General features: G+C 63.2%; 12 protein-coding genes and 1 pseudogene. 7 read left to right on the top strand and 6 right to left on the bottom strand.

The genetic code is table 11. The features are described 5' to 3' along the window. Positions 1–196: 196 nt before the first annotated feature. The 5 genes and pseudogenes from yajC (at position 197) to DYST_RS09045 (ending at position 5,533) form a co-directional block, all read left to right on the top strand. On the top strand, positions 197–532 hold the full coding sequence (gene yajC, locus DYST_RS09065) for a preprotein translocase subunit YajC (protein ID WP_102301318.1): 336 nt from the start codon (positions 197–199) through the stop codon (positions 530–532). Positions 533–619: 87 nt separating this feature from the next. Next, positions 620–2,491, top strand: a pseudogene (gene secD / locus DYST_RS09060) (protein translocase subunit SecD). A 70-nt stretch (positions 2,492–2,561) separates the two neighbouring features. Further along, positions 2,562–3,527, top strand: a complete 966-nt coding sequence (gene secF, locus DYST_RS09055; protein WP_102301320.1) for a protein translocase subunit SecF — start codon at positions 2,562–2,564, stop codon at positions 3,525–3,527. Between the two features lie 143 nt (positions 3,528–3,670). Next, complete coding sequence (locus DYST_RS09050) at positions 3,671–4,546, top strand: LysR family transcriptional regulator (RefSeq protein ID WP_239951414.1); 876 nt, start codon at positions 3,671–3,673, stop codon at positions 4,544–4,546. 78 nt (positions 4,547–4,624) lie between these two features. Next, positions 4,625–5,533, top strand: a complete 909-nt coding sequence (locus tag DYST_RS09045) for an MBL fold metallo-hydrolase (protein WP_239951413.1) — start codon at positions 4,625–4,627, stop codon at positions 5,531–5,533. A 37-nt stretch (positions 5,534–5,570) separates the two neighbouring features. Here DYST_RS09045 and DYST_RS09040 read toward each other — a convergent pair whose 3' ends face one another. Continuing rightward, positions 5,571–7,130 carry an MFS transporter gene (locus DYST_RS09040; protein WP_239951412.1) on the bottom strand — a complete coding sequence of 520 codons (1,560 nt, stop codon included), beginning with the start codon at positions 7,128–7,130 and terminating at the stop codon, positions 5,571–5,573. A gap of 143 nt (positions 7,131–7,273) precedes the next feature. Between DYST_RS09040 and DYST_RS09035 the strand changes: the two genes are divergently transcribed. After that, entirely contained in the window at positions 7,274–8,209 is a 936-nt protein-coding gene (locus DYST_RS09035; protein ID WP_239951411.1) for a LysR family transcriptional regulator, read from the top strand. A gap of 19 nt (positions 8,210–8,228) precedes the next feature. Here DYST_RS09035 and DYST_RS09030 read toward each other — a convergent pair whose 3' ends face one another. From DYST_RS09030 to DYST_RS09010, 5 genes are all read right to left on the bottom strand, one after another. Then, positions 8,229–9,347: a sterol desaturase family protein gene (locus DYST_RS09030; RefSeq protein ID WP_239951410.1), complete on the bottom strand. Its 1,119-nt coding sequence runs from the start codon at positions 9,345–9,347 to the stop codon at positions 8,229–8,231. 147 nt (positions 9,348–9,494) lie between these two features. Continuing rightward, complete coding sequence (gene murU / locus DYST_RS09025; protein ID WP_239951409.1) at positions 9,495–10,196, bottom strand: N-acetylmuramate alpha-1-phosphate uridylyltransferase MurU; 702 nt, start codon at positions 10,194–10,196, stop codon at positions 9,495–9,497. Continuing rightward, a complete protein-coding gene (locus DYST_RS09020) occupies positions 10,193–11,203 on the bottom strand; it encodes an aminoglycoside phosphotransferase family protein (RefSeq protein WP_239951408.1) in 1,011 nt (336 codons plus the stop codon). Before DYST_RS09020 ends, murU begins: the two co-directional genes overlap by 4 nt. 139 nt (positions 11,204–11,342) lie before the next feature. Then, positions 11,343–12,680 (bottom strand): ammonium transporter, encoded by a 1,338-nt coding sequence (locus tag DYST_RS09015; RefSeq protein ID WP_239951407.1) that lies wholly within the window; start codon positions 12,678–12,680, stop codon positions 11,343–11,345. Next, the gene (locus DYST_RS09010) at positions 12,670–13,008 is read right to left on the bottom strand and encodes a P-II family nitrogen regulator (protein WP_074547766.1); all 339 of its coding nucleotides are present in this window, start codon (positions 13,006–13,008) and stop codon (positions 12,670–12,672) included. The genes DYST_RS09015 and DYST_RS09010 overlap by 11 nt, the downstream gene beginning before the upstream one ends. A 334-nt stretch (positions 13,009–13,342) precedes the next feature. On the opposite strand from DYST_RS09010, the gene DYST_RS09005 reads away from it, so the two are divergent. Continuing rightward, positions 13,343–13,777, top strand: a complete 435-nt coding sequence (locus DYST_RS09005) for an SUF system Fe-S cluster assembly regulator (protein WP_102301328.1) — start codon at positions 13,343–13,345, stop codon at positions 13,775–13,777. Positions 13,778–13,805: the final 28 nt, after the last annotated feature.

The raw sequence follows: 13,805 nt of genomic DNA, 5'->3' as shown, positions 1-13,805 counted from the left end.
GCCGATGGGAGCGTGCGGGGGCCATCAGGGCCGATACCGGTCCAGCCCCTTGGAATCCGCCCATGCCGACGCCAGAACCTTCGTCGGGTGGGCCTTGCAGCGCATGCAGGGTCCGGGGGCGCGTGGCATAATCCACGATCTTTTATCAGGTGTTGTCAGAAATGTCTGTCAATACCGCCACTTGCGAGACAAGCTGATGAATCTTCCGATGTCGTTCCTGCTGGCTCAGGCCGCTCCCGCAGCCGGTGCCCAGGGCAATCCCTTGATGGGCCTGGCTTTGCCGATCCTGCTGTTGGTGGTCATGTTCTTCGTCATGATCCGCCCGCAGATGAAGCGCCAAAAGGAGCATCGCGCGCTGCTCTCCGGTCTGGCCAAGGGTGACGAAGTGGTCACGAACGGCGGCATTGCCGGCCGCGTGGAAGAGATCGGTGAGAGCTTCGTCACGGTCGAAATCGCGCCGAACGTGAAGATCAAGCTGCAGAAGGGCGCCGTGCAGCAGGTCCTGCCCAAGGGCACGCTGAAGTCGTCCTGACGACTTGCCGGGGCGGAGGGGCCCCGGTCCATACGAAGCATTGCTCGCCGCGGCTGCCTCAGCCGCGGCTTTTGACGGATTCAAGGCATGAGTGATTTTCCACGCTGGAAATATGCGCTGGTCGCCATCGTATTGGCGCTCGGCATTGTCTACGCGTTGCCCAATGTGTTCCTGCCGGTGCCTGCCGTGCAGATCACGGCCAACCGTAATGGCACGGTCGACCAGGCGCTTGAGCAGAAGGTATCCGACGCGCTGCAGAAGGCGAACGTCACCAATACTGGCATTGAGCTCAATGGCGACCATTTGCTTGCCAGCTTCGCCAACCCCGACGTGCAGAAGAGCGCCGCTGACGCGATCAAGGCTGCGTTGGGCGACGACTACACCGTGGCGTTCAACCTCAAGTCCACCGTACCGCACTGGCTGAACGCCATCGGCGCGAAGTCGATGCCGTTGGGCCTGGACTTGCAGGGCGGCGTGCACTTCCTCATGCAGGTCGATCTGGACGACGTGGTTGACAAGCAGGAAGCGCGCTATGCGGACGACATCCGCAGTCTGCTGCGCGAAAAGAACATTCGCTACGAGTCGGTGGTGCGCAACTCGCAGCGTGGGCAGGGTGTGTCCGTGGTGCTGAAGTCCGCGGAAGACCGTGCTGCTGCCGCCACCGCGATCACGGCGGATTATCCCGACCTCACCGTGACGGATGGCAGCACCACTGGCGACCGCTTCCCGCTCAACGCCGTGGTGCGCCCGGACAAGCTGCGCGAGCTGTCGCTGAACACGATTCGCCAGAACCTTGGCACCCTGCGCAACCGTATCAATGCGCTGGGCGTGTCCGAGCCGATCATCCAGCAGCAGGGCGACAGCCGCATCGTGGTCGAGCTGGCCGGCGTGCAGGACACGGCCGAGGCCAAGAAGCTCATCGGTGCCGTGGCCACGCTGGAATACCGCTCGGGCTACGGTACGCCGCAGCAGGCCATCGACGCTGCCCGCACCGGCATCGTTCCGCCCGACGCACGCCTCTACAAGGATCGCGACGGTCGTCCGTACCTGCTCAGCAAGAACATCATCGTCACCGGCGACCAGCTGGTGGATGCGTCGTCCACGTTCGACCAGCAGAGCGGTTCGCCCGCCGTGTCGGTCACGCTGAACGCCGCAGGCGCCAAGAAGATGCTGGACTTCACCACCGGCAACGTCGGCAAGCCGATGGGCGTGGTGTATGTCGAGCGCGTGGTCGACACCAAGATGGTCGATGGCAAGGAAGTGCGCACGCCGAAGGTCACGGAAGAAGTAATCAACTACGCCACCATCAATGGCGTGTTCGGCAAGAACTTCCAGACCACCGGCTTGCGCAGTCCGAAGGAAGCCTCCGAGTTGGCGTTGCTGCTCAAGGGTGGCTCGCTCGCCGCAGCGGTCGACATCGTCGAGGAGCGCGTGATCGGTCCCAGCCTTGGCCAGGACAACATCAGCAAGGGCCTGCGCGCAGTGACCCTGGGTCTCGCCCTGGTGCTGCTTGCCGCCGCGCTCTACTACAAGCTCTTCGGTCTCGTGGCCGACGTGGCGCTGTTCTTCAACCTCGTCATCCTGATCGCCGTGATGTCGGCCATCGGCGTCACGCTTACCATGCCGGGCATTGCCGGTATCGTGCTGACGTTGGGTATGGCGATCGACGCGAACGTGCTGATCTGCGAACGCATACGATAAGAACTGCGCAATGGTTCGTCGCCACATGCCGCGATCCGTGCCGGTTACGACAAGGCATGGGCCACCATTCTCGACGCCAACGTCACCCACCTGATCGCCGCACTAGCGCTGACCACGATGGGCTCGGGCCCGATCAAGGGCTTCGGCGTGACGCTGCTGATCGGTATTTTGACCTCGATGTTCACCTCGGTCACCGTGACGCACGCGATCACCGCGCTGATCCACGGCCATCGCAAGCTCAAGACGCTGTCGGTCTAAGCACCTAATGAGAAGTGCGGCCATGGATGGCCGCGCTCTTGGAAATGGACTTCCATAAAGAGAATCCAACATGGAAATCTTCAACCACAACGCCAATGTGAACTTCCTCGGCATGAGGAAGATCAGCGTGGGCATCGCGATTCTGTTGATGATCGCCTCCATCACGCTGATCGCGGTGAAGGGACTCAACTACGGCCTCGACTTCACCGGCGGTGTATCGCTGGTGGTGGACTACGACAACCCCGTGCAGGTCGGAGAAGTCCGCGACGCGCTGGAGAAGGGCGGCATGGAGCACGCCCTGGTGCAGAGCCTGGGCGGTACCAAGGAAGTATCCATTCGCCTGCAGCCCAAGGACGACCCGAGCTCCGGCGTAGCCGACGGCGGCAAGGTGAACCTGGACAAGATCGCCGAGGATGTCACCAAGGCGCTGCAGGTGGCTCGTCCCGATGCCAAGCTCAAGAGCCGTGACTACGTGGGCTCCGCCGTTGGCGAAGAACTGCGCAGTGATGGCATTGTCGCCGCCATCGTGGTGGTGCTCGGCATCGGCCTGTACCTGGGCATCCGCTTCGAGTGGCGCTTCGCCGTGGCGGCTATCGCCACCGAGCTCCACGACGCGCTGATCACTGTAGGCATCTTCGCGCTTATGCAGCGTGAGTTCGATTTGACGGTGCTTGCCTCAGTGCTGGCGGTGATCGGTTACTCCATCAACGACAAGGTGGTGGTGTTCGACCGCGTGCGTGAACTGTTCCGCTTGGCCCGCAAGGCCGAGCCGGAGGAGATCCTCAACCGCTCGATCAACAACACGCTGTCGCGAACCATCATCACCGCGCTGTTCACCGGCATCACCATGGCTGCGCTGTATTTCTTCGGTGGTCCGGCGGTGCACGGCTTCGCCATCACCATGTTGATCGGTATCCTGGTGGGTACGCTCTCCTCGATCTTCGTGGCGAGCCCGATCCTGCTGTGGCTGGGTGTGTCCAAGCAGGATCTGATGCCCAAGACCAAGGAAAACCCGGAGCTGGCGCGCCGCCCGTAAGGCGTCCACCACTTCGATGGAAGAAAGAAGGCCCGGGGAAACCCGGGCCTTTTTCGTTTCGGGCATGCCCTCGCCGTGCCGACGGCCTTGTCGAACGTCTCGCGCGCACCCACAGTTCCAAGGTCGCGCACAGGAGTCTGGGCATGGAATGGAGTGACGTTCGCATCTTTCTCGCCGTGGCGCGCCAAGGGTCACTGGGAGCCGCTGCGCGTTCCCTGCAGCTCAGCCATCCCACCGTCGGGCGGCGAATTCGCGCGCTTGAAGACGACGTGGGCCAACCGCTGGTCCAGCGGCACGACAACGGTGTTCTTCTGACGGAAGCCGGCGCGCGAGTGCTTGCGCTGGCGGAGGAGATGGAAGGCGCGGCGATGGCCTTCCAGCGTCGATTGGCGGGTGACGACGGCACACCGGGTCCGTTGCGCATCTCCTCGGCCGACTGGTTCGCTACCTATGTTCTGCCGCCCGTCATCGATGCGCTGCGGCGCGAGCACCCCGACGTGGTGCCGGAACTGATGGTGAGTTCGCGGCGCTTCGACCTATCCCGCCGCGAGGCGGACGTCGTGTTCCGCGTGGTGCCTTTCGATGAGCCCGGCGTCGTTCAATGCCAGCTTCTGCGCATCGACTACGGTTTGTACGCGCGAAACGATCAGTCGCGGATCGAGCGCGGCGACGGCCGGGGAACAAACCTCATCGTCATGGATACATCCGAACACAGCTACCCGGAAACGGATTGGCTGCGCGCGACGCTCCCGCATGCGCGGCCCGTGGTGGTCTCCAACCATCGGGCCTTACAGGCGCACTTGTGTCAGCAAGGCACGGGGCTGGCCGTATTGCCGCACGCTGTTGGCGATGCGACGAGCGGGCTGACCCGCGTGGACCTGGGCGATGCACCGCCGTCGCGATACATCTGGATGGGCTACCACGAGGATCTGCGGAGCATGGGCGGGGTGCGTGCGCTGGCGGATATCGCGGTGCGCCTGTTGGGGCCTGCTGACGGCAGCACTCCCGAACATCCATGAAGGGCTGACCCACGTCGGTGTCAGTGTGCGCGAGGCATGATGGCGTGCAGGCTAGGGCTCCTTTCTTCAGGAGCTTCCATGATGTGCAGTGACGATTATGCTGTGTTCTTGCCATCCGGTTCGCAGCAGGACCATCCGATCGGCATAACGGGTTTCCATCGCTTCCATCTCGGTGGCACGACGATAACGGCGCTGTGCGATGGCTATTTCGCGTTGTCCGTTCATGAGGTTCTGCGTGATGGCGAGACGCCCATGCAACCCTTGTTGGAGCGCGCCTGCCTTGGCGAGGTGGTTAGCAGTCACGTCAACGCCTTTCTGATCGAGAACCGCACGCATCGCGTGCTCGTCGATGCAGGCGCCGGCGACCTGCAAGACGCAACGCTCGGCGACATGTCGGCGCAGCTGGCGGCGGCAGGGCTGCGCCCTGAGCAGATCGACACGGTGTTGGTGACCCATCTTCATCCTGACCACATCGGTGGCCTGACGCGAAATGGCGTGGCCGTGTTTCCGCGCGCGGTGATCCACGTGCCGCGTGAGGAAGACGCTTTCTGGTTGGGCGCTGGCGATCCTGCGGCGGTGGATGCAAGCGTACGTGCGACGTTTGAACACGCACGCCAGATCCTGGCGCCGTATCAGGCAGAAGGGCGTTACCGGCTTTTTGATCCGGGAGCGTCGTGGGGCGACTGCCTGACGGCGGAGCCTTTGGCAGGACACACCGGAGGTCACACGGGATATCGGTTGCGCACTGACGAGGGGGATGTCGTTTTCTGTGGCGACTTGTTCCATGTCGCATCCGTGCAATTGGCCGATCCCGATGTAACGGTCTGCTACGACAGCGAGCCGGCGCAGGCGAGAATGACTCGCGCCACCTTTCTTGCCGAAGCATGCCACCGGGGCGATATCGTCGCCGCGGCTCACGCGCCTTTTCCTGGGTTGGGTCGGATTGATGCGGGCGATAACGGTTATGCGTGGTATCCCGTCGCATGAAGTGCATGGCGAGCGCGTTTAGTTTGGACGTCCATCATCACGACGAAGTATCCGTAGCTTCACGACGCGTTGTTGAGATCGACCCATGAGCCTCGGGTGCGCCAATCACCCAGAAGACGGTGATCGCACAGCCAACGGTGATCGCGGCCAATCCCAGGAGCAACACATGGAACGCGTCGGCATAGATAAGCTTGATGGCTGCAGCAGGTATCGGGTGGAGCAGGTTGGATGCCATCCGCAGTTCTCCCGTCGCTAGTTGTTGGGAGGCGGCTGCCATCGACGTCTGCGACAGGCCCGGCGACGTATGGGACAGCGTGGACTGGATGATCCACGCGAGCATGGCGCCGACGCTGGCCAGTGCGATGCCTTCGCCTGCCACGCGGGTGGTGCTGAAGATGCCGGTCGCCATGCCAGCGCGCTCTTTCGGGACCACGCTGATGGCAAGGCCGTCCATCAAGCCCCAGGGGATGCCTGCACCTGATCCGATGAGGAAAAGCGGCAGCAGTATCGGAAGCGCATCGCCTGCGAACGAGGTTCGGGCGAGCCAGATAAGGCCAGCGGCGGCGATCAGAAAACCGAGCCCGGACAGCAGGCCCGGCGATACGCGATGGGCGAGCCGCGATGCCACCAGAGGCATGAACAACAGCGGCGCGGAGAGCGCGAGCATGAACAGTCCCGCACGCATTTCTCCCCAGCCCTCGATGCCAATCAGGCGAAGGGGCAGCAACACGACGAGCACGATGTAGCAGTAGCACGTTCCCACCGGCAGCATCTGCACGCCGATAAAGCGCGGATATCGGAACAGCGACAGGTCCAGCATGGGGCGCTCGACGCGTGCCTCGATCATGATGAAAGCCAGCAGCAACACGCCGGCACCGACAAGCAGCGCCACGATCAACGGGCTGCTCCATCCGGCGATCGGCGCCTGGATGATGCCGAAGGTCAGCAGTACCAGCATCGCGGTGAAGCAAAGCGTTCCGGGCCAGTCCAATCCCGCTGCGGCGGGATCACGGGTTTCGCGCATGCGGGGCAGGCCGAAGCTCATGGCCACGCCAGCGATAACGGCAATGAAAGCGAAGATCGCACGCCATCCGAGCCATGCAATCAGCGATCCCGCGATCACGGGACCGAAGGCGAGGCCCAGGCCGAAGCTGGTGCCCAGCAGGCCGAAGGCCCGGGTCCGCGCGTGTCCTTCGAACTCCTGCGCGAGCGCGGCGGAGCCGCCTGAAAGTGCCGCCGCTGCGGCGACGCCTTGCATGGCACGCAACACGTCCAGCCAGAACACGGTGGGTGCGAGAGCCAGCAGGATCGAGCTGAGCACGAACAACGCCATGCCGGCGGCGAATACGCGCTTGCGGCCGTATTGGTCGGCCAGCGCTCCGGCAGCCATCAATAGGCTGCCGAAGCTGAGCATGAAGGCATTGGTCACCCAGGTAAGGGCGACCGACGTGCCGCCGAGCTGACGGGCGATGTCGGGTGTTGCGATGGCGCCACCGGAAAAGCTCAGGGGCAGCACGATGGCGGCGAGGCAAACCGAAGCCAATACCAGGCGCTGACTTCGCCCGGATGGGTAGGAGATGGAGTGTGGGGCGTTCATGAGTGTCCCGGCGTTGTGCGAAAGAGTGGGCGTAAGCCATGAGGCTTTGGCGGGCCGGTATATGCTATGAACTACCTAATCCATTGATAATTGGCCTTGATGTCCGCTTATAACGGAGCGTATGTCTCTAATGGAAACCCTGCATGGATAGCCTGACGGGCATCGTCGCCTTCGTTCGTAGCGCGGAGGCACTGAGCTTCACAGGCGCGGCCCGGACACTGGGTGTGTCGTCGTCGGCTATCGGGAAAAGCATTGCCCGGCTGGAAAAGGCGATGGGCGTGCGCCTGTTCCTGCGCAGCACGCGCAAGGTGCGGCTCACCGCGGAGGGCATGGTGTTCTTCGAGCGCTGCCGACGAATCCTGGACGAACTGCAGGATGCCGAAGCGGAGATGACACGCGCGGTGCAGGCACCGAGGGGGCAGTTACGGGTCAGCGTGCCGGCCATCGGCTATCGCTTTCTGCTGCCGCATCTGAAAGCTTTCCGGGATCTCTATCCGGAAATCACGCTGGATCTCGATTGCAGCGATCAACTGGTCGATCTGGTTGAAGCAGGCATCGATGTCGCCATCCGCAGTGGCACTCTGGCTGATTCGCGTCTTGCAGCACGGCGGTTGGGGCCATTCCGTTTCGTGCTGTGTGCTTCGCCGGACTACCTTCGCGAACACGGTACGCCGCTGTCGGTTGGATATCTGGAGCGACACGATTGCATTCGCTATTGCTTCGTCACCACGGGCAAATTGATGGAGTGGGGCGTTGCCACAGATGGGCCGCTGCGCCTTCGCCCGTCGCTTGTGTGCAACAACATGGAGGCCGTGCTGGCGGCCACTCTCGCCGGGCATGGCCTTGCTTACATGCCCGATTTCCTCGCCCGTGATGCGATACGCGATGGCGCGCTGCAAACGGTGCTGGCCGACCACATCACTGACCACGGACAATTTTGGGCGGTGTGGCCTTCCGGGCGCACCTTGCTGCCAAGGGTGCGAGTGTTCGTCGACTTTATGGCGACGCGGCTATTTCCCGGCGACGACGGGACGGCTGCCGTGGCCGGGAGGCAGCGTCCGCAGCGCAAGCAGCGCTGAGGACTTCTACACGGCCGCCTCAGGCGGTGGTGGCGGACTCGGTCACGGTATCGATGCCGTTGTCCGCCGGCTCGCTGGTGTGCGCCGGCTGCAGTACGTGGTGGGCCAACCCATGCAGATCGAGCTGATCCACGGGTATCGGGCGGTAATCCGGGCCGAACGCGACCTCACCGAACTTCCAGCCGGCCGGACGACGCACCGCGCCCCAGAAGCGCTTGGCCGCATTCCAATGCAGGCCGACGAGGCCGTGGTTATTGTCGTCGTCCACCATGGGGTCGCCCACGCCGGTGGGGCGCAGCGGCTCGTTGTACAGCGCGGTGCCGAAGATCACATCCCAGATCGAGAACACCTGACCGAAGTTGCAGTTGTGCAGGTTCGGGCGCGTGGGATCGACCAGCATGTGGTGCAGGCGATGGAACTTGGGCGACACCAACAGGCGGTTGAACACCGGGCCGAAGGCGATGCGTACATTCGCATGCGAGAAGTTCTGCACCAACTCGCCGATCAACACCAGCCAAGCGAACTGCTCAGGCTCCACGCCCATCACGATGCCGACGCAGGCCAGGATCATCGACTGGATGAAACCGTCGATAAGGCTGCCGCGGTCGTTCGTCCAGCAGCTCATCTGGCGCGTGCTGTGGTGCATGCTGTGCAGCGCCCACCACCAGGGCAGCGCGTGCTGTAGGCGATGCATCCAGTAGTACACCAGGTCGTAGATGACGTAGTAGCAACCGAACAGCAGCCACGGATGCTGCTTCAACCACGGCAGCCAGTGCGTGATGGCGAGCGGCGAAGCGCTGGCGTCGCTGGGACCGGTGTCGGGGCCGCCGAAATAGTTGGCGATGGGCGTGAGGATAAGGAAGCTGAAGATCGGAAAGATGCCGACCAGCATCATCACGGTGTATTGGAAGTCGACCTTGGTGAGCTTGCGGTCTTCCCATTTCTCCGCCGGCACCATGCTTTCCAGCGGGCGGAAGATGAGACCGATCACGCAGAGCTGGAACGCAGCGATGAGTAGCGAGGCGGAGATGTCGTTCGGGTCGCCGGCAAGGCCTTCCAGGTGCAGAAACTGCAGCACCGGCAGCACGCCATGGCTGGCGAACCAGCTGACCAGATGGGACCACAGTTCAGACATCATCGACACCTTGCGAGGAAACGTATGCGGTCCTGCAGGTGGGAGAAAGCGTGGGGCGCTCTACAGAACCGGGCGGTTTCAGGATACCGCCCACGTCCGGTGGCATCCAACCGGCAGGATTTTGCGCTGGCCACCTTTCAGCCGGCTGCCTCAGCGGCGTAGACGTTCGTCGAGTTCACGCAGGCGTTCTGCGGTGCCCACGTCGGTCCAGGCGCCGCGATAGTGGCTGCCGCTGAGTTCCTGGCGGGCGATGGCTCGTTCAAGCAGCGGCCTCAGCTTGAAGCGGGGCGGCGTCTGCTGCGATCCAGCGTCATGGATAACGTCCTGCCACCTGTTGAGCAGTTCGCGGCGAAATACCCCGATGCCGCTGTAGGTGAGGCGCGGTGCGCCGTCGTCATGGATCAAACCCTGCGCATCGAGTCCGAAGTCGCCATCGGGATGATGCGGCGGGTTGTCCACCAACAGCAGATGTCCTGCGCCACGAGGCTCGACGGGCAGGGTGGCGAAAGGAACGTCGGTCCACACATCGCCACTGATGACGATAAAAGGTTCGGGGCCGAGCAAGCCCAGCGCATTGAGCATGCCCCCGCCGGTTTCCAGCGGCGTAGGTCCTTCGTAGGCATAGCGGATGCGCAATCCCCAGCGCGAGCCGTCACCCAGCGTCTCGGGAAACTGGTCAGCGAGATGTGAGGTATTGATCACCACATAGCGCACGTCGATGGCGGCGAGCTTCTCCAGATGCCATTCGATCAGTGGCTTGCCACCCACCGTCAGCAAGGGCTTGGGCGTGTGATGGGTGAGCGGACGCATGCGCTCGCCTAGGCCCGCCGCGAAGATCAGTGCATGCCTCATGCGTTCACCTGCGTCAGGTCATGACCTTCTGCGTGTCGCTTCAGTAGTTCGACGAAGTCAGCCAGCTCCGGATAACTGCTCGCGACGGAGATGATGTAGTCGTACACGCGCGGCACATCGGCGAGATAGCCGGGCTTTCCATCGCGATACCACAACCGGTAGAACTGGCCGAGCACGCGCACGTGGCGATGCAGTCCGGTGAGATCAAACCAGCGCAGGAACTGCTTGCGCGTCGTGGTGGCATCGATCACGCCGGCGTGCAGCAGCTTCCCGCGGTACGACTCCACCCAGTTTTCCACCCGCTGGCGCGGCCATACGACATACGCGTCGCGCAGCAGCGACGCCAGGTCATAGGTGATCGGGCCCGACAACGCGCCTTGAAAGTCGATCACGCCCGGCGTGTTGTGATCCACGATGAGCAGGTTGCGACTGTGATAGTCGCGATGCACGAAGCAACGCGGCTGTTCAAGCGCGTTATGGATGATGGTGGTGAACGCCGCCTCCAGCACATCCCACTCACCGCAAGTCGGCGTGTAGCCAAAGTGTCGCTGCAGGAACCACTCCGGCATCACCTCCAAACCCTTCATCAGCATGGCGTGATCGAACGGCGGCAGATCGGCATGCTCGACACGCGTTTGCATGAGCAGAAGCGCATCCATCGCGTCGCTATAAAGCGGGTCGGCTGTTTCATCGTTTAGCCGAGGCAGGTAGAGGTGTGTGCCGAGGTCTTCGATCAACAAGAAGCCTTGTTCGAGATCGCTGGCATACACCTTGGGGACGTGGATACCGGCTGACGCGAGGCGTTCGCCGATATGGAGCCAAGGGCGAGGATCTTCCTGCGCCGGTGGGGAATCCATCACGACCCAGGTCTTGCCGCCGCGCTCCGCGCGCCAGTAGCTGCGGAAGCTGGCGTCCGAGGAGGCGGAGGAGAGTTCAAGCGTGGCGTCGCCAAGGGTGGCGCGGGTCCAGGCCAGTCGTGCGGCGGCGCGTTCGGAAGCGGAGGTCATGGCATGTTGCAAAGGGCGATGCCGTAAAGCTTAGCGGCAGCTAAGCACGAACTGTAGGCGCACCGGCCAACCAGAAGGCGGCCCCTCTCTCCGCATCCGCCTCCCCAGACAGGGGAGAGAGGGGCCATGAACCTGTCATTTACGACAGGTTGTATGCTTTCTCTTCGTGCAGCGAGATATCCAGGCCAACCTGCTCCTGCTCGTCATCCACACGCAGCCCCAGCGTCCAATCGATCAGCTTGAGAATCACCAGGCTGAGCACCGCACTCCAGATCACCGTGAATCCCACGCCCTTGGCCTGGATCCACAGCTGCCCCCAGAGCGATTCCACCGTGCCAAATCCGCCTAGTTTCGGTGAGGCGAGCGGGCCGGTAAGCAACGCGCCGACGATGCCGGCGATGGCATGCACGCCGAATACATCGAGCGAATCGTCATAGCCGAGTTTGTGTTTGAGTCGCGTCGCGCTGAAGAAGCAGACCACGCCCGCGATGAGGCCAAGCACCAGTGCGCCGCCCGGTCCGGCGGTGCCGGCCGCCGGAGTCACCGCGACGAGGCCGGCGACCGCGCCGGAGACAATGCCCAGCACGCTGGGGCGTCCGTGCACGATCCACTCGACGAACAACCAGCCCAGCGCCGCGGCGGCGGTGGCTACCTGCGTCGCCAGCATCGCCATGCCCGCGCTACCGTTGGCGGCCACGGCCGAGCCAGCGTTGAAGCCGAACCAGCCCAGCCACAGCAGGCTGGCGCCCATCACGGTGTAACCCAGGTTGTGTGGCGGCATCGGCACGTTCGGATAGCCGCGGCGCTTGCCTATCACCAGGCACGCCACCAAGCCTGCGATACCGGCATTGATGTGCACGACGGTGCCGCCCGCGAAATCGATCACGCCCAGGTCGCCAAGGAACGAACCCGGGCCGCTCCATACCATGTGCGCCATTGGCAGGTAGACGATGGTCAGCCACAGGCCACTGAACCACAGCAGCGCGCTGAACTTCATGCGCTCAGCGAAGGCGCCGATGATCAGCGCCGGCGTGATGATGGCGAAGGTGAGCTGAAACATCACGAACACGCTTTCCGGCACCGTCTGGTAGCGCGAGTCCGGTTTCAGGCCGGCAAGCATGACGCGATCGAGTCCGCCGACGAATGAATGCAGATTGGTTACGTGTACCTGCATGCCTTCGGTGCTGAAGGCCAGCGAATAGCCGTAAACCATCCACAGCACCGTGACCAGCGCGGTGATGGCAAAGCACTGCATCAACACTGACAGCAGGTTCTTCGCGCGCACCATGCCGCCGTAGAACAGCGCCAGGCCGGGAATGGTCATCAGCAGCACAAAGGCCGTGGCGGTGAGCATCCATGCGGTGTCGCCGCTGTCGATATGCGTGGGTGCTTCAGCTGCCTGCGCCCATAACGGGGAAGAGGCTAGCAGGGCGGATACGGCGAACAGGGTCTTGCCCATCTTGGGGTCAGAGCGCATCGACGTCGACCTCCTGCGTGCGAATGCGGATGGCCTGCTCCAGCTCGCTAACGAATACCTTGCCGTCGCCGATCTTGCCGGTGCGCGCGGCGCCGATGATGGCTTCCACCGCTCGGTCGAGCTGTTCGTCTGCCACTGCCACTTCAAGTTTCAGCTTGGGCAGGAAATCCACCACGTATTCGGCCCCCCGATAGAGCTCGGTGTGTCCGTGCTGGCGGCCGAAACCCTTCACCTCGGTGACGGTCATACCCGTCACGCCCACTTCCGTTAGCGCTTGGCGGACATCGTCCAGCGTGAACGGTTTGATGATGGCCGTAATCCACTTCATCCCCAGCGCTCCCCGTGCGGTCGATATGTCGCGGTGCAGCAGGATGCGTGCCAGGGGACCGGCTGACGTCGCCCGAGGCCCCACACCGTCATTCCCGCGAAAGCGGGAATCCAGCGCCTTCAATGGGTTGTGACGGGCGCTGGATCGCAGCCTTCGCAGGGATGACAGTGGGGAGAGGCGGGCACTTCGCGCGTTGGCGTCTCGCATTGCCCGCAAACAGGGCATCAAGGCGCGGCGGAATCCCGTATTTGGTGCGACGCCGCGGTTTGACCCCCGAGGCATTAATCAGTACCATTTTGGTACCGATTCCCGCAGTCTCCCTGGCCGATTCCCCATGCTCCGCGTCAGCCGACTCACCGACTACGCCACGGTGGTGATGACTTGCATCGCTGCCCACCCGGACGACGTGCTCAGCACGGCGCAGATCGCCGATGAGGCGCGTCTGGAGCTGCCCACCGTGAGCAAGCTCCTGAAGTCGCTCGGCCATGCCGGACTGGTGGAGTCCTTTCGCGGCGTCAACGGCGGCTACCGCCTGGCACGTCCGGCGGGGGAAATCACTCTCGCGCAGATCGTCGAAGCGCTGGAAGGCCCCATCGGCATGACCGAATGCAGCCTCGCCGAAGGCCAGTGCGAGCGCGAGTCGCAATGCGGCGTGCGCGCTAACTGGCAACACGTCAACAGCGTCGTAGACAGCGCCCTTCGCGCCGTCAGCCTGTCCGACATGCTCAAACCACCCAGTCGTCGCATCGAAATCCATCCGATCGGATGAACACGACGCAACCCTCGACCGCGCACGA

It is taken from the genome of Dyella terrae (genome assembly GCF_022394535.1).
In the GTDB taxonomy this organism is placed as follows: Bacteria; Pseudomonadota; Gammaproteobacteria; order Xanthomonadales; family Rhodanobacteraceae; genus Dyella.
Note: the sequence above shows the minus strand (reverse complement) of the source record. Positions and strands in the feature narration are given on the sequence as shown.

Excerpts from the sequence above, each read along its gene's own strand:
- yajC (WP_102301318.1), top strand. The coding sequence starts at position 197 with ATGAATCTTCCGATGTCGTTCCTGCTGGCTCAGGCCGCTCCCGCAGCC.
- secF (WP_102301320.1), top strand. The coding sequence starts at position 2,562 with ATGGAAATCTTCAACCACAACGCCAATGTGAACTTCCTCGGCATGAGG.
- DYST_RS09050 (WP_239951414.1), top strand. The coding sequence starts at position 3,671 with ATGGAATGGAGTGACGTTCGCATCTTTCTCGCCGTGGCGCGCCAAGGG.
- DYST_RS09045 (WP_239951413.1), top strand. The coding sequence starts at position 4,625 with ATGATGTGCAGTGACGATTATGCTGTGTTCTTGCCATCCGGTTCGCAG.
- DYST_RS09040 (WP_239951412.1), bottom strand. The coding sequence starts at position 7,130 with ATGAACGCCCCACACTCCATCTCCTACCCATCCGGGCGAAGTCAGCGC.
- DYST_RS09035 (WP_239951411.1), top strand. The coding sequence starts at position 7,274 with ATGGATAGCCTGACGGGCATCGTCGCCTTCGTTCGTAGCGCGGAGGCA.
- DYST_RS09030 (WP_239951410.1), bottom strand. The coding sequence starts at position 9,347 with ATGATGTCTGAACTGTGGTCCCATCTGGTCAGCTGGTTCGCCAGCCAT.
- murU (WP_239951409.1), bottom strand. The coding sequence starts at position 10,196 with ATGAGGCATGCACTGATCTTCGCGGCGGGCCTAGGCGAGCGCATGCGT.
- DYST_RS09020 (WP_239951408.1), bottom strand. The coding sequence starts at position 11,203 with ATGACCTCCGCTTCCGAACGCGCCGCCGCACGACTGGCCTGGACCCGC.
- DYST_RS09015 (WP_239951407.1), bottom strand. The coding sequence starts at position 12,680 with ATGCGCTCTGACCCCAAGATGGGCAAGACCCTGTTCGCCGTATCCGCC.
- DYST_RS09010 (WP_074547766.1), bottom strand. The coding sequence starts at position 13,008 with ATGAAGTGGATTACGGCCATCATCAAACCGTTCACGCTGGACGATGTC.
- DYST_RS09005 (WP_102301328.1), top strand. The coding sequence starts at position 13,343 with ATGCTCCGCGTCAGCCGACTCACCGACTACGCCACGGTGGTGATGACT.